The 17,008-nt window shown below is 74.0% G+C and carries 17 protein-coding genes; 8 read left to right on the forward strand and 9 right to left on the reverse strand.

Going from position 1 to position 17,008, the window contains the following annotated elements:
- Nucleotides 1-14 precede the first annotated feature (14 nt).
- Nucleotides 15-1,334: a M14 family metallopeptidase gene (locus tag ABD223_RS06370; protein ID WP_344034958.1), complete on the forward strand. Its 1,320-nt coding sequence runs from the start codon at nt 15-17 to the stop codon at nt 1,332-1,334.
- Nucleotides 1,335-1,394: 60 nt separating this feature from the next.
- On the opposite strand, the gene ABD223_RS06375 is transcribed toward ABD223_RS06370, so the two are convergent.
- Together ABD223_RS06375 and ABD223_RS06380 are read right to left on the reverse strand one after the other, a co-directional pair.
- Complete coding sequence (locus tag ABD223_RS06375) at nt 1,395-2,525, reverse strand: aminotransferase class V-fold PLP-dependent enzyme (protein WP_344034959.1); 1,131 nt, start codon at nt 2,523-2,525, stop codon at nt 1,395-1,397.
- Nucleotides 2,526-2,544: 19 nt separating this feature from the next.
- Entirely contained in the window at nt 2,545-4,104 is a 1,560-nt protein-coding gene (locus ABD223_RS06380) for an ABC transporter substrate-binding protein (RefSeq protein ID WP_344034960.1), read from the reverse strand.
- Nucleotides 4,105-4,133: 29 nt separating this feature from the next.
- Between ABD223_RS06380 and ABD223_RS06385 the strand changes: the two genes are divergently transcribed.
- Together ABD223_RS06385 and ABD223_RS06390 are read left to right on the forward strand one after the other, a co-directional pair.
- Nucleotides 4,134-4,943 (forward strand): carbon-nitrogen hydrolase family protein, encoded by an 810-nt coding sequence (locus ABD223_RS06385; RefSeq protein ID WP_344034961.1) that lies wholly within the window; start codon nt 4,134-4,136, stop codon nt 4,941-4,943.
- Between the two features lie 111 nt (nt 4,944-5,054).
- Nucleotides 5,055-5,921 (forward strand): DUF2382 domain-containing protein, encoded by an 867-nt coding sequence (locus ABD223_RS06390; protein ID WP_344034962.1) that lies wholly within the window; start codon nt 5,055-5,057, stop codon nt 5,919-5,921.
- Nucleotides 5,922-6,032: 111 nt separating this feature from the next.
- On the opposite strand, the gene nadC is transcribed toward ABD223_RS06390, so the two are convergent.
- From nadC to nadA, 3 genes are read right to left on the reverse strand one after another with little or no spacing between them, the layout of a single operon-like run.
- Complete coding sequence (gene nadC / locus ABD223_RS06395; protein WP_344034963.1) at nt 6,033-6,896, reverse strand: carboxylating nicotinate-nucleotide diphosphorylase; 864 nt, start codon at nt 6,894-6,896, stop codon at nt 6,033-6,035.
- Nucleotides 6,893-8,512: an L-aspartate oxidase gene (locus tag ABD223_RS06400; protein WP_344034964.1), complete on the reverse strand. Its 1,620-nt coding sequence runs from the start codon at nt 8,510-8,512 to the stop codon at nt 6,893-6,895. Before ABD223_RS06400 ends, nadC begins: the two co-directional genes overlap by 4 nt.
- Nucleotides 8,509-9,528 carry a quinolinate synthase NadA gene (gene nadA / locus ABD223_RS06405; protein WP_344034965.1) on the reverse strand — a complete coding sequence of 340 codons (1,020 nt, stop codon included), beginning with the start codon at nt 9,526-9,528 and terminating at the stop codon, nt 8,509-8,511. The genes ABD223_RS06400 and nadA overlap by 4 nt, the downstream gene beginning before the upstream one ends.
- A gap of 60 nt (nt 9,529-9,588) precedes the next feature.
- Here nadA and ABD223_RS06410 point away from each other — a divergent pair, with 60 nt between their 5' ends.
- The 5 genes from ABD223_RS06410 (at nt 9,589) to ABD223_RS06430 (ending at nt 14,067) form a co-directional block, all read left to right on the forward strand.
- Nucleotides 9,589-10,278 carry an NUDIX hydrolase gene (locus ABD223_RS06410; protein ID WP_344034966.1) on the forward strand — a complete coding sequence of 230 codons (690 nt, stop codon included), beginning with the start codon at nt 9,589-9,591 and terminating at the stop codon, nt 10,276-10,278.
- A complete protein-coding gene (locus ABD223_RS06415; protein ID WP_344034967.1) occupies nt 10,275-10,949 on the forward strand; it encodes an LON peptidase substrate-binding domain-containing protein in 675 nt (224 codons plus the stop codon). The genes ABD223_RS06410 and ABD223_RS06415 overlap by 4 nt, the downstream gene beginning before the upstream one ends.
- Before the next feature lie 45 nt (nt 10,950-10,994).
- A complete protein-coding gene (locus ABD223_RS06420) occupies nt 10,995-11,711 on the forward strand; it encodes a type I 3-dehydroquinate dehydratase (RefSeq protein ID WP_344034968.1) in 717 nt (238 codons plus the stop codon).
- A gap of 293 nt (nt 11,712-12,004) precedes the next feature.
- Nucleotides 12,005-13,258, forward strand: coding sequence for an MFS transporter (locus tag ABD223_RS06425; RefSeq protein WP_344034969.1), 1,254 nt, complete (start codon nt 12,005-12,007; stop codon nt 13,256-13,258).
- Complete coding sequence (locus tag ABD223_RS06430) at nt 13,255-14,067, forward strand: putative hydro-lyase (protein ID WP_344034970.1); 813 nt, start codon at nt 13,255-13,257, stop codon at nt 14,065-14,067. Before ABD223_RS06425 ends, ABD223_RS06430 begins: the two co-directional genes overlap by 4 nt.
- Here ABD223_RS06430 and ABD223_RS06435 read toward each other — a convergent pair.
- The 4 genes from ABD223_RS06435 to bioD form a co-directional block, all read right to left on the reverse strand.
- A complete protein-coding gene (locus ABD223_RS06435; RefSeq protein ID WP_344034971.1) occupies nt 14,064-14,660 on the reverse strand; it encodes a DUF2567 domain-containing protein in 597 nt (198 codons plus the stop codon). The genes ABD223_RS06430 and ABD223_RS06435 overlap by 4 nt on opposite strands.
- A 308-nt stretch (nt 14,661-14,968) precedes the next feature.
- Complete coding sequence (gene bsaP, locus ABD223_RS43835; RefSeq protein ID WP_465269813.1) at nt 14,969-15,160, reverse strand: biotin synthase auxiliary protein BsaP; 192 nt, start codon at nt 15,158-15,160, stop codon at nt 14,969-14,971.
- The gene (gene bioB / locus ABD223_RS06445) at nt 15,157-16,173 is read right to left on the reverse strand and encodes a biotin synthase BioB (RefSeq protein ID WP_344034972.1); all 1,017 of its coding nucleotides are present in this window, start codon (nt 16,171-16,173) and stop codon (nt 15,157-15,159) included. Before bioB ends, bsaP begins: the two co-directional genes overlap by 4 nt.
- 96 nt (nt 16,174-16,269) lie before the next feature.
- Nucleotides 16,270-16,986, reverse strand: a complete 717-nt coding sequence (bioD, locus tag ABD223_RS06450; RefSeq protein ID WP_344034973.1) for a dethiobiotin synthase — start codon at nt 16,984-16,986, stop codon at nt 16,270-16,272.
- Between the last annotated feature and the right edge of the window lie 22 nt (nt 16,987-17,008).

Below are 17,008 nucleotides of genomic sequence, written 5' to 3' on the forward strand. Positions count from 1 at the left end.
ATGATGGAGGATCCATGTTCACCAAGCGAAGCGGCCTCGTCGCCGCAGCGCTGCTGGCGAGCGCGACCCTGGTGCTCCCCCTGCACACCGGGTCCGCGCAGCCGACGACCGCGAAGGTCCCGGACCGGACCGTCTTCGAGGTCACCGCCACCACGCCGGAGGCCCGCACCAGGATCGCCCGGACCGGCGTCGACGTGCTCGGCCAGACCGGCGACAAGCTCACCGTGATCGCCGAACCCCGCCAGCACCTGCTGCTGCGCGCCACCGGGTTGCCCCTGAACAACCTCGGTGACGCGGACGCCCAGCTCGCCGACCTCGGCAAGGCGGACTTCGCCGACCCGACCGGCGACGTCGGCGCGCAGGACTTCCCGTCCGGCTACACCGGCTACCACAACTTCGCGGAGATGACCGCCGAGCTGAACCAGGCCGTGGCCGACCACCCGAACCTGGTCACGCTGCGCAGCATCGGCAAGTCCTACCAGGGCCGCGACCTGTGGGCGGTCAAGATCAGCGACAACCCCTCGGTCGACGAGAGCGAGCCCGAGGCGCTGTTCACCTGCAACCAGCACGCCCGCGAGCACCTGACCGTGGAGATGTGCCTGCACATCATCAAGCGGTACACGGACAACTACGCGTCCAACTCGGCCATCAAGAACACGGTCGACAACCGGGAGATCTGGGTCATCCCCAGCGTCAACCCGGACGGCTCGGAGTACGACATCGCGACCGGCTCGTTCCGGGCGTGGCGCAAGAACCGGCAGCCGAACTCGACGGCGACCGGCACCGACCCGAACCGCAACTGGGGCCACCAGTGGGGCTGCTGCGGCGGCTCCAGCGGCAGCGGGTCCAGCGACACCTACCGCGGCACGGCGGCGTTCTCCGCGCCGGAGGTCGCCCGGGTCCGCGACTTCACCAACAGCCGCGTGGTCGGCGGCGTGCAGCAGATCAAGTCGCACATCGACTGGCACACGTTCTCCGAGCTGATCCTGTGGCCGTACGGCTACACCTACAGCGACACCGCCGCGGGCCTGGACGCCACCCAGGCCAACGTGTTCCAGACCATGGGCAGGCGGATGGCCGCGCTGAACGGCTACACCCCGCAGCAGGCCAGCGACCTCTACATCACCGACGGCTCGGTGGACGACTGGATGTGGGCCGCGCACAAGATCTGGAGCTACACCTTCGAGATGTACCCCAGGTCGGCGAGCGGCACCAGCGGCTTCTACCCGCGCGACACGCTGATCGCGGCGCAGACCTCGCGCAACGACACCGCGGTCCAGCTGCTGCTGGACTACACCGACTGCGTCCCGCGCATCACCGGGCGCACCTGCTGACGGCCGCGGGAGCCTGAGGGCGGTGGGGGCCCGGCGGTGTTCCGCCGGGCCCGCGCCGTGTCAGGGGCGCAACCCGCCGATCGCCTCAAGGGCCCGGTCCAGCTCGGCGGGCTCGACGAAGTAGTGCGGCGACGCCCTCACCACCTCGTCGAGCCCGCGCCTGCTCATGTCCAGCAGCGTGGACGACGCGCCGCTGGTGCTGACCACCACGCCCTCCGCCAGCAGCCGGTCCCGCGCCTCCTGCGGCGCGACGCCGGCCACGGTGAACGTCACGATGCCCGACCGCCGCTCGCCCACGTCGCGCACCGTCACGCCGGGCAGCTCGGCCAGCCCTTCCCGCAGCCGCCGGGCGCGGTCGGAGACCTCGCGCTCGATCACGTCCAGGCCGCGGGCCAGCGCGTGCCCGGCCGCCGCGATGAGGCCGAGCCGGTCGGCGACGTTCGACTCCCAGATCTCGTAGACCCGCGCGTCCTCGCGCAGCCGCACCTCGCGCGGTCCCACCCACTGGGCGCTGTGCAGGTCCACCAGCCGCGGCCGGAGGCGGTCGGCCGCCTCGCGGCGCACCACCAGCACGCCGGTGCCGCGGGGGCCGCGCAGCCACTTGCGGCCGGTGCCGGAGATCAGGTCCGCGCCCAGCTCGTCGGCGCGCACGGGCAGCTGCCCGATCGACTGGCACGCGTCCAGCAGCACCAGCGCGCCCACCCGGTGCGCCGCCTCGACGACCTCGCGCACCGGGTTGACCAGGCCGCTGTTGGTGGGCACGTGCGTCAGCGACACGAGCTTGACCCGCTCGTCCAGCGCGTCCGCCAGCGCTTCGAGGTCGATCTGGCCGGACGCGTCGGACGGCACCGCGTCGACCTCGTACCCGGCCTCGCGGGCGCGGTGCAGGATCGGGATCGCGGTGCCCGCGTACTCGGCCTCGCTGATCAGCACCCGGTCGCCGGGGCCGAGCGGCACCGCGTCGAACGCGGCCAGCCAGGACCTGGTGGCGCTGTCGGTGAAGGCGATCTCGTCCGGTTCGGCGCCCAGCAGGTCGGCGAGCACGCCGTAGCCGGCGGCCAGGTCGTCGGCCCGCTCCCGCGCGGCGACGTACCCGCCGACCTCGGCTTCCCGCCGCAGGTGCCCGACGACCTCGTCCAGCACCTCCCGCGGTGGCAGCGAGGAACCGGCCGAGTCGAGGAAAGCGGTCACGCGAAGTCCTCCCGGTGGGTCAGCGAGGCGTCCACTCCTCCAGGTTCCACCACGGGCCCCACGACAGCGCGCCGCGCGTGTAGGGGTCCACGACCTCCTGGTAGCCGTTCCAGTTCTCCCGCACCACGTACGTGTGCTGCACGGAGGCCAGGACGACCATGCCCGGCGCGGCCACGTAGGCCCGCTGGAGCTGCTTGTAGGCCGCCGCCCGCTGCGCCGGGTCCAGCAGCGACCGCCCGGCGTCCAGGGCCGCGTCCACCTGCGGGTTCGCGTAGCCCCACGGGTTGCCGGTGTGCAGCCGCTGGTGGACGGCCAGGTCGGGGTCGAACGGGCTGCCGCCGCCGTGCAGCAGGGCGTCCGCGCCGAGCCTGGCCGGGATGGCGTCCCAGCCCAGGCCGGCCAGCTGGACCTCCACGCCGACCGCCTTGGCGTCCGCGGCGAACCCGGTGGCCAGGTCGGCGCGCACCACGTCCCCGATCGGGTACATGAGCGTGAACCGGGCGGGCACGCCGTCCCGGACGCGCACGCCGTCCACGCCGCGCACCCAGCCCGCCTGGTCGAGCAGCAGCCCGGCCAGGGCCTCGTCGTGGGGGAACTCGGCCGCCGTCTCCACGAACTCCGGCAGCGCGGCGGGCACCGGCGTGCTCTCCGGCTCGCCCTTGCCGCCGAGCAGGTTGTCCACCAGGTCCTCGCGGTCGACCGCGAGGTTGAGCGCCATCCGGATCGCGCTGTCGCCGGTCACCGGGCCCCCGGGCAGGGTCACCGCGCGCAGGTCGGCGCTGCGGTGGGTGATCACGCGCATCCCGTTGGCGTTGCCGAAGGCCGCGGCCAGCCGGGGCGGCAGCTCGGTGCCGTCGAACTCGCCCGCCTGCATCCGCTGGGCGCGGGTGTTGTCGTCCGGCACGAACACCACGGTCAGCTTGCGGATCTTCGGCTCGCCGTCGAAGTGGGCGGTGTTGGCCTCCAGCACCATCCGGTCGCCCTTGCGCCACTCGACCAGCCGGTAGGGGCCGGTGCCGACCGGCGCGACGTCCGCCAGCGGGACGCCGTGGGCCTCGCCGGGCAGGGCCTCGCTGGGCAGGATGCCGAGCACCAGCAGGTGCGGGAACGCCGCCCGGGGCCGCGCGAGGGTGAACCGGACGGTGTCCGCGTCCAGCTGCTCCACGCCGGTGAGCCCGTCGTAGGCGGCGCGCTCGGTCGAACCGGACGCCGGGTCGAGCAGCGCCCGGTAGGTGGCCACCACGTCCTCGGGCCCGAACGCCGTGCCGTCGGTGAACGTCACGCCCTGCCGCAGCTCGACCGTCCAGCTCAGGCCGTCCGCGGCGGGTGTCGGCGGCTCGGCGGCCAGCCGGGGCCGCACGGAGCCGTCCGCGCGGTGCTCGACGAGGCCGTCGTAGATCTTGGACACGCCCTCGCGGCCGTAGCCGAGCAGCGGGTTCAGCGTGGTCGGCTCGACCGCGTCGGCCAGCACGAGCGCGCTGCCGTCCGGGGTGCCCTCGGCGCTCGGTGTGGTGTCGCCGGTGCACCCCGCGGCAGCGAGGAGGGCGACGACGACGAGCGTGGGCAGGAGGGGGCGCACGGAACCCGACACTACCTAGAGTGGACGGCATGCGCGTCGCCCTGTGCCAGATCAACTCCTCCGCCGACCCGGCGGCCAACCTCGACCTGGTGCGCGCCGAGACCGCGCGCGCCGTCGAGCGGGGCGCCGGGGTGGTGGTGTTCCCCGAGGCCACGATGTGCCGCTTCGGCGTGCCCCTCGGCCCGGTGGCCGAGCCGCTGGACGGGCCGTGGGCCGCCGCGGTGCGCGGGATCGCCGACGAGCACGGCGTGGTCGTCGTGGTGGGCATGTTCACCCCGGCGGCCGACGGCCGGGTCGCCAACACCCTGCTGGTCACCGGCGGCGGCCACCACGCGGGGTACGACAAGATCCACCTGTTCGACGCGTTCGGCTTCGCCGAGTCGCGCACGGTCGCGCCCGGCGCCCAGCCGGTGGTCTTCGCGGTGGACGGCCTCGTGTTCGGCCTGGCCACCTGCTACGACGTGCGGTTCCCCGAGCTGTTCCGGGCCCTGGCGGACCGGGGCGCGACGGCCGTGCTGGTGTGCGCGTCGTGGGGCGCCGGTCCGGGCAAGCGGGAGCAGTGGGAGCTGCTGGTGCGCGCCCGCGCGCTGGACTGCACGTCGTGGGTGCTGGCGTGCGGTCAGGCCGAGCCGCCGGCCGGGTCCGCGGGCGCCGACGGCGGGAACGCGGGCCAGGGGGACGCGCCGACCGGCATCGGGTTCAGCGCGGTGGCCTCGCCGCTGGGCTCGGTGGTCGAGCAGCTGGCCGGCGAGCCGGGCCTGCTCCTGGCCGACCTGGACCCGGGGACCGTCGAGCAGGCGCGCCGCGCGCTGCCCGTGCTGGCCAACCGCCGGCTCTGAAGTTCTTTCGGGGGAAGGCCCGTCACACGTACAGGTGGCACTCGACTAGCCCCGCGACCAGCCCGGGAAGCCCTTGGCTCGCACGTACAACACAGCGAAGGGAACCCGGCCATGATCAATCAGGCCGAAGTCGACCGACTGTACGAGTGCGAGGTCATCGACGAGCGGGGGGAGCGGATCGGCGCGGTGAAGCAGGTCTGGCTCGACGACCGCGACGGTCGGCCCGTGTGGGCGTCCGTGCACACCGGTCTGTTCGGGCTCAAGGAGACGTTCGTCCCGATCCAGGACGCGACCATGGGCTCGGGCACCATCACGGTGCACGTCGACAAGCAGAAGGTGAAGGGCGCGCCCAGCATCGACGTGTCCGACCAGCACATGTCGCAGGAGCAGCAGGACGAGCTGTACTCCTACTACGACCTGATCCCGGGCCGCCGCAGCGGCGAGCACGACCGCCTGCCCGGCGGGCGGACCGGGGTCGGGGTCACCGGGACCGAGTCGGTCCAGGGGCAGGCGCAGGGGCAGTCGCAGGCGCAGGACGCGATCGGCAGGCGGCCCGGTCCCCGGCAGGGCCCGTCCGACGACGCGGTCACCCGGTACGAGGAGGACGTGCAGGTCGGCACCCGCGACGTCGAGGCGGGCCGGGTGCGGCTGGTCAAGCACACCGTGACCGAGCAGCGGGACGTGACCGTGCCGGTGGAGCACGAGGAGGTCCGGGTGGTGCGCGAGCCCGTCCAGGGCGGCGAGGCGGGCCGGCACGCGTTCGCCGAGGAGGAGGCCGAGGTCACGCTGCGCCGGCAGGAGCCGGTGGTGGAGAAGACGGCCAAGCCCGTGGAGCGGGTCAGGCTGGAGAAGGAGACCAAGGCCGACCAGCAGCACGTGCGCGACCAGGTCCGCAAGGAGCAGGTCGACGTGGAGCGCGACGACCGGCGGGGCAACCCGGGTCGTGACGAGCTGCGCGACGACCCGGGCCACGCCTGACCCGGGCGCGCCCGCACCCCCGAGCCGGGGTGCGGGCGCGGCCAGTCAGCACAGGCCCAGCCCCGGGTCAACGCAGGTCCAACCCCACGTCAACGCGGGTTCAGCCCCACGTCAGCGCAGGTCCAGCCCCAGGTCCAGGGCCGGCGCCGAGTGCGTCAGCCCGCCGACGGCGAGGTAGTCCACCCCGGTCTCGGCGTAGGCGCGGGCCACGTCCAGGGTGAGGCCGCCGGACGCCTCCAGGCGCACGCCGCCCGCGCGCCGCACGGCCTCGACGCAGCCGTCCGGCGTGAAGTTGTCCAGCAGCACCAGCTCCGCGCCCTCGGCCACGGCCTCGTCCAGCTGCTCCAGCGAGTCGACCTCGACCTCGCACGGCAGGTCCGGCGCGTGGGCGCGCACGGCGGCCATCGCCGCCCGCACCGACCCGGCCGCCCGCACGTGGTTGTCCTTGATCAGCACCGCGTCGCCGAGGCCGAGCCGGTGGTTGACGCCGCCACCGCACCGCACCGCGTACTTCTCCAGCAGCCGCAGGCCGGGCAGCGTCTTGCGGGAGTCCCGGACCTCCGCCCGGGTGCCCGCCACCGCGTCGACCCACGCGGCGGTCAGCGTGGCGATCCCGGACAGGTGGCACACCAGGTTCAGCGCGGTGCGCTCGGCGGTGAGCAGGCCGCGCGTCGGTCCGCGCAGCACCAGCGCGGGCTCGCCGGGCACGGCCTTGTCGCCGTCGGACCGCCGTTCGAGCACCTCCACGTCGGTGACCTGCCGGAACACCTCCAGCGCCACCGGCACGCCCGCGAGCACGCCCGCCGCGCGGGGCGTCAGCTCCGCCACCGCGACCGCGTCCGCGGGCACGGTCGCCGCGGTCGTGGCGTCGGGCCCGTACCGCAGGTCCTCCGCCAGCGCCGCGGCGATCACCCGGCGCACGTCGTCCACGTCGAGCCCGGGGGCCGACCCCGCGAGCAGTTCTCCGGCGTTCATGCCACTCCCACCGTCGTCACCACGGGGTCGGCCAGCACGGGCTGACCCGAGGGGTTGAGCCGGACCACCCGGCTGCGCGGCCCCCGCGCGTCGTCCCGCGCCGGGAAGTCGGTGCGCACGTGGCAGCCGCGCGACTCCTCGCGCGCGGCCGCCGCCGCGATCAGCGCCCGCGCGGCCACGGTCAGCGCCGCGTCCTCCACCAGCTCCCGCGTGCTCAGCACGCGGTCCGCGGCGGACAGGTCGAGCACCGAGCCGACCACGGCCAGGCCCTCGGCGTCCCGGCCGATCGCCGCGTACCGGGACATGACCCGCTGGAGCGAGTCCCGGTCCGCCACCGGCGCGACCGGCAGCTCCGCGTCGCCCGAGCAGCGCGCCAGCAGGCCCATCGCCAGGTCCGCCGCGACCGCCTCGGCCGCCCGCGTGCCGACGACCAGGCCTTCCAGCAGGCTGTTGGACGCCAGCCGGTTCGCGCCGTGCAGCCCGGTCCGCGCCACCTCGCCCGCCGCGTACAACCCGGTCACCCCGGTCCGCCCGGCCACGTCGGACACCACGCCGCCGCACGCGAAGTGCGCCGCCGGCGCCACCGGGATCGGCTCGCGCGCCGGGTCGACGCCGGCCGCCGCGCAGGCCGCGTGCACGGTCGGGAACCGCTCCGCGAAGCCCGGCACGCCGGTGGCGTCGAGGAACACGTGGTCGTCCACGCCGCCGGCGCCGCCCGCGAGGTGCCGGGTGATCGCCGCGGCGACGACGTCGCGGGGCGCCAGGTCCTCCAGCGGGTGCACGCCGCGCATGACCCGCGCGCCGGTCGCGTCGACCAGCACCGCGCCCTCGCCGCGCACCGCCTCGGTCACCAGCGGGCACCGGCCGCGCGCGCCGCGCCCGGTGTAGAGCACGGTCGGGTGGAACTGCACGAACTCCACGTCCGCCGCCGCCGCGCCCGCCCGCAGCGCCAGCGCCAGCCCGTCGCCGGTCGCCACCTCCGGGTTGGAGGTCGCCTGGTAGAGCTGGCCGAGGCCGCCGCTGGCCAGCAGCACCGCGGGCGCGGTCAGCACGCCGGGCGCGCCGTTGCCGTCCAGCACCAGCAGCCCGCACACCTGGCCCAGCGACGTGCGCACCGCGTCCACCGCGACGTGGTCCTCCAGCACGGGCACCCGCCCGTCGGAGGCCGCGGCCAGCAGGGCGCGCTCGACCTCCGCGCCGGTGGCGTCGCCGCCCGCGTGCACCACGCGGAACGCCGAGTGCCCGCCCTCCCGCGTGCGCGCCAGCCCGCCGCCGGGCGCGGCGTCGAACACCGCGCCCCGCTCGCGCAGCCTGGTCACCGCCGCGGGACCGCCCGCGATGATCGCCCGCACGGCGTCCTCGTCGCACAGGCCCGCGCCCGCGACGAGGGTGTCGCGCACGTGCGCGTCCACCGAGTCGCCCTCGTCGTGCTCGCCGGGCAGCACCACCGCCACACCGCCCTGGGCCCACCGGGTGTTGCCGTCCCCGACGGACGCCTTGGTGACCACCAGGACCCGCAACCCCAGCTCACGCGCGCGCAGCGCCGCCGTCAGACCGGCCACCCCGGTGCCGACCACGACCAGGTCGGCGCGGGCCTCCCACAGGACGTCGGTCATTCCCCGCCGCCGGGCTGCCCGATCTCGATCATGCGCTGCACGGCGCCCTGGGCGCGCCTGGCGGTCTCCAGGTCCACGTGCACCTCGTCCCGGTTCTCGCGCAGCGAGCGCAGCAGGGCCGCGGGCGTGATCATCTTCATGTACCGGCACGACGCCCGGTCGTTCACCGCCCGGAAGTCGATCTCCGGCGCGGCGCGGCGCAACTGGTGCAGCATCCCGACCTCGGTCGCCACGAGCACCGACTTGGCGCTGGTGAGCCGGGCGGCGGTGATCATGTCGCCGGTCGAGAGGATCTTCACCTTGTCCGCGGGCACGGTGCCCTCGCCCGCGAGGTACAGGGCGGAGGTCGCGCAGCCGCACTCGGGGTGGATGAACAGGTCCGCGTCGGGGTTCGCCGCCGCCCGCTCGGCCAGCTCGGGGCCGTTGATGCCGGCGTGCACGTGGCACTCGCCCGCCCAGATGCGCAGGTTGTCCCGGCCGGTCTCGCGCTTGACGTGCGCGCCGAGGAACTGGTCCGGCAGGAACAGCACCTCCCGGTCGGCCGGGATGGACGCCACCACGTCCACCGCGTTCGACGAGGTGCAGCAGATGTCGGTCTCCGCCTTCACCTCGGCGGTGGTGTTCACGTAGGACACCACCACCGCGCCGGGGTGCTCGGCCTTCCAGGCGCGCAGCTGCTCGCCCGTGATCGAGTCGGCCAGCGAGCAGCCCGCGCGCTCGTCCGGGATCAGCACCGTCTTGTGCGGGGCCAGGATCTTGGCGGTCTCCGCCATGAAGTGCACGCCGCAGAACACGATGGTGGACGCGTCGCTCGCGGCCGCGATGCGGCTGAGCGCCAACGAGTCGCCGGTGTGGTGCGCGATGTCCTGGATCTCGGGCAGCTGGTAGTTGTGCGCGAGGATGACCGCGTCCCGCTCCCGCGCCAGCTCCAGCACCTCGTCCCGCCAGTCGGCGTCCGGCGCGATCCCGTCGTAGGCGCCGTCCGAGGCGCGCTCGACGTAGGCGGTCGCGACCATGCTTCCTCCTTGAGCCAGTTTTCGCCTATCGGTCGAAAACAGGGCCGATAGTATCACCGGGTGGGTCTCGCGGGACATGAGGTGGTGGCCGCAGTGCTCCAGGTGAGAGCCGGGTCACTCCAGGTCATGCTGTGGCAGCGCGGAAAGGAGCCGCACGCTCACCGCTGGTCGCTGCCCGGCGGCGGGCTCGGCGACGAGGAGGACGTGGAGACCTCCATCCGCCGCCAGCTCGCCGAGAAGGTCGACGTGCGGCAGCTGTCCCACGTGGAGCAGCTGGCCGTGTTCAGCAACCCGGCCCGCGTGCCCGGCGCGCGCGTGATCGCCACCGCGTTCCTCGGCCTGGTGCCCTCCGACATCGACCCCGTGGTGCCCTCGGACACGTGCTGGCACCCGGTCGACTCCCTGCCGCCCACGGCGTTCGACCACGAGGCCATCTGCGCCCGCGCCCGCAACCGCCTGGCCGCCAAGCTCTCCTACACCAACCTCGGCTTCGCCCTGGCGCCACCGGCGTTCACCATCTCCGCGCTGCGCTCGCTGTACTCGGCGGCCCTGGGCTACAAGGTCTCCGCGACGAACCTGCAACGCGTGCTGTCCCGCCGGGGCCTGCTCGAACCGACCGGGGCCACCGCCCCGCCCGGCCCCGCCGGCGGCCGCCCCGCGGCGCTGTTCCGCTTCGTCTCCGGCGAAATGCGGGTGACCGACCCGTTCGCCGTGCTGCGCCCACCGTCCACCCGTAGCTTGGGACCGTGACCACGACGCTCCCCCTGTTCCCGCTGGGCACCGTGCTGCTGCCCGGGGCGTCCCTGCCGCTGCACGTGTTCGAGCCGAGGTACCGGCAGCTCACCGTCGACCTGGTGAGCGGCGCGGTGCCGGAGCGCACGTTCGGGGTGGTGTCGATCAAGCAGGGGTGGGAGGTCGGCGAGGGCAACGCGGGCGCGCTGCACCGGGTGGGCTGCACCGCCGTGCTCCAGGACGCGAGGCGGCTGCCCGACGGCCGCTTCGACCTGACCACCAGGGGCGGCAGGAGGTTCCGCCTGCTCGACGTGGACGAGGACAGCGCGCCGTACCTCGTCGGCTCGGTCGAGTGGCTGCCGGACTCGCCGCACCCGCCCGAGGTCGAACCGCTGCTGCCGCTGCTCGCCGAGAGCGCGCGGGCCGCCCACGGCCGCTACCGCGAGGCCACCAGCACCGCCCTGCGCCAACCCACCGCGGACACCGCCGTGGAGGACCTGGCCTACGCCCTGGCCGGCGAGTGCCTGCTCACCCTCGAAGACCGCCTGTCGCTGCTGGAGGAGACGTCCGCGGCCCGCCGGCTGCGCCTGGTCCGCAAGGTCCTGCACCGCGAGGCGGGCATCGTCTCCGCGCTGAACGCCGTGCCCGCGCCGCTGTCCGAGCTGGGTCACCTCCCGCACCGCAACTGAGCCGGTAAGCTCCCAGACCGCACTGGAACCAGGTGGGGGACGCGGATGAACACCTTGCGGGCGCTGTTCGACACCGGTGCGCCCCTCGTCGCGGTCAGCTTCGACGACCGGGACGTCGCGCGGGCGGCCGAGGAGGCCGGCGCGGCGCGGGTGGACGTGGCCGAGATCCGCGTGGACCGCTTCGCCGACACCGGGACCGCGCACGTCCTGCGCCAGGTCGAGGCGTTCAAGGGCTTCCCCACCCTGGCCACCATCCGGTCCAGGGCCGAGGGCGGGTTCTGGCAGGGCTCCGACGAGGAGCGGCTGGACCTCTTCCGCGCCGTCGCGCCCCACGTCGACGCGGTGGACGTGGAGCTGTCGTCGCGCGCGATCCTCGACGACGTCATCGCCACCGCCCGCGAGCACGACGCGCTGGCGGTCGTCTCCTTCCACGACTTCGACCGGACACCGCCCCTCGACGACCTGCGGGCCACGGCGCGGGACGCCAGGGCAGCGGGCGCGGACGTCGTGAAGATCTCCACGGTGGCCCGCTCGCGGGACGACCTCAAGCGCCTCTGCGCGGTGCTGCTGGAGGGCGACGACCTGATCGTCATCGGCATGGGCGAGGTCGGCACCGCGTCCCGGATCCTCTTCCCCGCCCTGGGCTCCAAGATCACCTACACGTTCCTGGGCGCGGCGCCCACGTCCGGCCAACTGGACTTCCCCGAGACGTCCCGCCTGATGCGCCTCTTCCACCCGGACTACGGCCGGCGCGAGAGCTGACCCGCGCTCGACCACCTCCACCCGGCCTCGCAGCGCCCCCTCACCCGGCCCTGTCCCGCCACCTCCGCCCGGCCACTTCCGCCAAGCCCTGGCCCGCCCACGTCCGCCGGCCCGCCTTCGCGCCGCCTTTCTCGCCCGGCCCCCGCTCTGCCGCCCCGCTCTGCCGCCCCCGCTCGTCCACCCGAGTGACTTCACCTCCGATCGTTCAACAATCCTTCCCGGTCCCTATCCGATTGTTGAACAATCCCCTAGCGTGGTCCCACCGCACCACCGACCGTCACGAGGTGAACACCATGAGCACCCGGGCAACACCCACCACCGGCCCGTTCGACTGGTTCCACACCCTGGGCAGCAAGGGGAAGCGCGCGTTCGCGGGCGCGTTCGGCGGCTACGGCCTCGACGCCTACGACTTCCAGGTCCTGCCCCTGAGCCTGTTCGCCATCACCGCCTACTTCGGCATCAGCCAGGCCCAGGCGGGACTGCTCAACACCGTCACCCTGGTCGTCTCCGCGCTGGGCGGCGCGATCGCGGGCGTCCTGGCCGACCGCATCGGCCGCGTCCGCACCCTGATGATCACCGTCATCACCTACGCCGTGTTCACCGTGGCCTGCGGCTTCGCCACCAGCTACGAGATGCTGATGGTGTTCCGCGCCCTCCAGGGCCTCGGCTTCGGCGGCGAGTGGGCGGCGGGCGCGATCCTCGTGGCCGAGTACTGCAAGCCGGAGTACCGGGGCCGCACGGTCGCGTTCATCCAGAGCTCGTGGGCGGTGGGGTGGGGGCTGAGCGTCGTCGTCTACACGGCCGTCTTCAGCTTCCTGCCGCCGGACACGGCCTGGCGGGTGCTGTTCTGGACCGGCGCGATCCCGGCCGTGCTCATCTTCTACGTCCGCCGCCACGTCGAGGACGCGCCGGCCACCACCGAGAAGCGCGCGTCCAGCAGCCGCAAGGGCAGCTTCCGGGCCATCTTCCGGGGCCCGCTGGGGCGCACGACCCTCTTCGCCGCCCTCCTCGCCACCGGAGTCCAGGGCGGTTACTACACCCTGGCCAGCTGGGTGCCCACGTTCCTCAAGACCGAGCGCGGCCTCAGCGTCGTCAACACCGGCGGCTACCTGGCGCTGCTGATCAGCGGCGCGTTCGCGGGCTACATCACCGGCGGCTACCTGTCCGACCTGCTGGGCCGCAAGCGCACCTTCACCCTCTTCGCCGCGCTCAGCGCCGTGCTGATCGTGCTGTTCACCCAGATCCCCGACGGCGCCAACGGCGTCCTGCTCCTGGTCACCTTCCCGCTGGGCTTCACCACATCGGCCATCTTCAGCGGTTTCGGCTCGTTCCTCGCCGAGCTGTACCCCACCGACCTGCGCGGCACCGGCCAGGGCTTCACCTACAACTTCGGCCGTGCCGTCGGCGCGCTGTTCCCCACCTCCGTCGGCTTCCTCGCCTCCAGCATGGGCGTCGGCGGCGGCATGGTCTTCGGCGCGATCGCCTACGGCATCGCCGTCCTGGCCCTGCTGGGCCTCCCCGAGACGAGAGGCGTCGAACTTCGATGACGAGCACCCCCGCCGACCTCCGCGCGGCCCGCACCCCGGCCGACCTCCACGCGGCCCGCACCCCGGCCGACCTCCGCGCGACGCACACCGGCCCGACCTCGGGCCTCGCCGACGGCTACGCGCAGGCGAACCTGATCGCCGTCCCCCGCGACTGGGCCTACGACGTGCTGCTGTTCACCCAGCGCAACCCCAAGCCGTGCCCGGTGCTGGACGTCACCGACGAGGGCGGCACGACGACGACCCTCGCGGCGGGCGCGGACCTCAGGCGCGACGTCCCGCGCTACCGCGTCTGGGAGCACGGCGAACTCGTCGACGAGCCCACCGACGCCACCGCCCACTGGCGCGAGGACCTGGTCGCCTTCCTCATCGGGTGCAGCTTCAGCTTCGAGACCGCCCTGAAGCGGGCGGACGTCCCGCTCCGCCACGTGGAGCAGGGCCGCAACGTCCCCATGTACGTCACCGACGTCCAATGCCGCCCGGCGGGCCGCCTGCACGGGCCAATGGTCGTGTCGATGCGCTACGTGCCCGAGGACCTGGTCGACACCGCGATCGCCGTCACCGCCCGGATGCCCGCCGTCCACGGCGCGCCGGTCCACGTCGGCGACCCGGCCGCCCTGGGCATCCGCGACCTGGCCGCACCGGACTTCGGCGACGCCGCCGAACCGCACCCCGGCGACGTGCCGGTGTTCTGGGCGTGCGGCGTGACACCGCAGGCGGCGGTGATGGCGTCGAAACCGCCGTTCGCCATCACCCACGCCCCGGGGTACATGTTCGTCACCGACGTGCCCGACACGGCGTACGTCGTCTAGCCGAGCCGACGCCCCAGGTCGTCCAACCCGTTCCACGCGGCCAGGCAGCCGTACGCCAGGGCCGTGCCCAAGGGCCACGCCAGCAAGCCCCACCACGTCTCCAGCACCGGGGCCAGGGCGATCAGGTCACCCGCCGAGGGCGCGGACTCCAGGGCGTGCCGGCTGCCCGCCGTGCCGAGGCCGGTCCGCTGCGCCAGGTAGGCGGCGACCACCGAACCCAGGGTCGCCGCCACCATCACGACGGGACCGCGCCGCTCCCGCAGCATCCACACGGCGATACCGGTCAGCAGCCCGGCCCCGAGCCCCATCAGCACGAACAGCATCAGCCCGTCGAGCCGGTGGTAGCTCTCGCCGGTCACCGGGATCAGCGAGGCGTCCGCCTGGACCAGCACGTTCTGCGGCGGCGCCAGCAGCGCCCACAGCCACCCCACCGGCAGGCCGACCAGGGAGATCGCGGACAGCACGGAGAAGCCGGGCAGCAGGTCGCGCTTCACCACGACCCGGGGCCGCTGCACCACGTAGTAGTACTCGTACGCGGGCGTGGGCGGCACCCGGACCGGCACAGCCCGCTCGCCCACCGGTTCCTCAGCCACCCGCAAACCTCCTGCCACGATCCGACGCAGGCAGGTTACCGCGCGCCCCGAACGACGCCGGACGGTCCCGAACGCGGGCTCACCGGATCCTGAACGTAGAACTCGGTGGTCCTGAACGTACGACTCGCGCGACCGGAACGTACGACTCGCGGTGTCCGAGTGGAGGACACGCGGTGTCCGAGTGGAGGACACGCGATGTCCGAGTGGAGGACACGCTGGAGGTTGGCGCGTGTCCTCCGGTCCGGTGTCGCGAGTCGTCCGGTCGGGCACCGCGAGTTGTCCGGTCGGGCACCGCTGGGCGCGGTGGGTCAGGCCGGGGTCGAGGTGGTTTCGCCGTGCCTGCTGCACGAGGCGGCCCAGCCGGTGGGGGTCACCTGCACCACCATGCGCCGGGCGCACTCCGCGCAGAAGCGCGGCGGGTCGATGACGCCCAGGCGCGACGCGCAGGCCGCGTGGTCGGTCTCGTCCGCCGGCTTCCCGCAGTAGCCGCAGTAGCTCACAGGGTCTTGCTCAATTCCTTGATCGGCATGGACAGCTCGTTCAGCATGTCCAGGTCGGCCTGCGCGGGCCGGCCCAGGTTGGTCAGGTAGTTGCCGACGATGATGGCGTTGATCCCGCCCAGCATCCCCTGCTTCGCGCCCAGGTCGCCGAAGGTCAGCTCCCGGCCGCCCGCGAACCGCAGGATCGTGCGCGGCAGCGCCAGGCGGAACGCGCCGACCGTGCGCAGGGCCTCGGGCCCCTCGACCACCGGGTAGTCCTCGTACGGCGTGCCGGGGTTCGGGATCAGGAAGTTCAGCGGCACCTCGTCCGGGTCCAGCGACGCCAGCTGCGCCGCGAACTCGGCCCGCTGCTCCAGCGTCTCGCCCATGCCGATGATCCCGCCGCAGCAGACCTCCATGCCCGCCTCGCCCACCATGCGCAGCGTGTCCCACCGCTCCTCCCAGGAGTGGGTGGTCACCACGGACGGGAAGTGCGACCGCGCGGTCTCCAGGTTGTGGTTGTAGCGGTGGACGCCCATCGCCACCAGCTCGTCCACCTGCTCCTGGGTGAGCATCCCCAGCGAGCACGCGATCTGGATGTCGTTGCCGTCCTCGCGGATGGCCTTGATGCCGTCGCGCACCTGCGACAGCAGCCGCTTGTCGGGGCCGCGCACCGCCGCCACGATGCAGAACTCCGTCGCGCCGGTCTCCGCGGTCTGCCGGGCCGCGCGCACGAGGCCCGGGATGTCCAGCCAGGCCGACCGGACCGGGGACGGGAACTGGCCGGACTGGGAGCAGAAGTGGCAGTCCTCGGGGCAGCCGCCGGTCTTGAGCGACACGATGCCCTCGACCTCGACCTCCGGCCCGCACCAGCGCACGCGCACCTCGTGCGCCAGCTCCAGCAGCTCGGGGATCCGCTCGTCGGGCAGGCGGAGGACCTGGAGCACCTGCTCCTCGGACAGGCCGACGCCACGCTCCAGCACCTGCTCGCGCGCGGTGCCCAGCACATCGACCTGTTCAGGGGCTGCGGTCACGTCATCTCCTCAGACGAACGACGGCGGTGGTCCGCCGGTCAGTGTGCCGCATGGGGGCCGGCCGGCCCAGCGACGTGCGTCACTACGGGCGAAGTCTCAGCACAGGTGCGGAGCTGCGAACTCCTCCGGGTCGAAGGCGCCGCCGAACCAGGGCGACAGCCCTTCCCGGGCCACCGCCAGGAACTCGTCGCGGCCCAGCAGCCCGGCGCCGTCCGGCAGCGCGCCGAGCAGCGGCGCGCCGGCCGCCTCGGGCAGGTCGACCAGGTTGGTGCGGCACGCCAGGTCGGGTTCGCCGGGCCAGCGCCCGACCACCACGCCCACCGACTCCAGCCCGCGCCGCAGCAGCGCCTCCGCCGTCAGCGCGGTCGTGTTCAGCGTGCCCAGGCCGGCGTGCGCCACCACCAGCACCGGCGCGTTCAGCGCCCAGGCCGCGTCGGCGATCGTCGTGCCGGCGTCGTCGAACCGCACCAGCAGCCCGCCCGCGCCCTCGACCAGCACCAGGTCGTGGGACGAGGCCAGCTCCACCGCCGCCGTCGCCACGTCCTGCGGGCGCACGGTCGGCATCCCGGCCCGGCGCGCGGCCGTGGCGGGCGCCAGCGGCTCGGGGTAGCGGCGCAGCTCGCGCGTCGTCACCGGGCCCGCGAGCCGGACCACCTCGGCGAGGTCGCCGGGCGCGCCGGCGGGGATGCCCGTCTGGGCGGGCTTGAGCACGGCCACGCGCCGGCCGTCGGCCGCGGCCAGCGCCGCCACCGCGGCGACCACCACGGTTTTACCGACTTCGGTGCCTGTGCCCGTGATGACGAGGACGCTCACGAACGTTCAGCCTAGGACTGCA

The sequence above is a fragment of the Saccharothrix xinjiangensis genome (genome assembly GCF_039527585.1).
Classification (GTDB): Bacteria; Actinomycetota; Actinomycetes; order Mycobacteriales; family Pseudonocardiaceae; genus Actinosynnema; species Actinosynnema xinjiangensis.

Coding starts and splice junctions, on each gene's coding strand:
- ABD223_RS06370 (WP_344034958.1), top strand. CDS start 15: ATGTTCACCAAGCGAAGCGGCCTCGTCGCCGCAGCGCTGCTGGCGAGC.
- ABD223_RS06385 (WP_344034961.1), top strand. CDS start 4,134: ATGCGCGTCGCCCTGTGCCAGATCAACTCCTCCGCCGACCCGGCGGCC.
- ABD223_RS06390 (WP_344034962.1), top strand. CDS start 5,055: ATGATCAATCAGGCCGAAGTCGACCGACTGTACGAGTGCGAGGTCATC.
- nadC (WP_344034963.1), bottom strand. CDS start 6,896: ATGAACGCCGGAGAACTGCTCGCGGGGTCGGCCCCCGGGCTCGACGTG.
- ABD223_RS06400 (WP_344034964.1), bottom strand. CDS start 8,512: ATGACCGACGTCCTGTGGGAGGCCCGCGCCGACCTGGTCGTGGTCGGC.
- nadA (WP_344034965.1), bottom strand. CDS start 9,528: ATGGTCGCGACCGCCTACGTCGAGCGCGCCTCGGACGGCGCCTACGAC.
- ABD223_RS06420 (WP_344034968.1), top strand. CDS start 10,995: ATGAACACCTTGCGGGCGCTGTTCGACACCGGTGCGCCCCTCGTCGCG.
- ABD223_RS06425 (WP_344034969.1), top strand. CDS start 12,005: ATGAGCACCCGGGCAACACCCACCACCGGCCCGTTCGACTGGTTCCAC.
- ABD223_RS06430 (WP_344034970.1), top strand. CDS start 13,255: ATGACGAGCACCCCCGCCGACCTCCGCGCGGCCCGCACCCCGGCCGAC.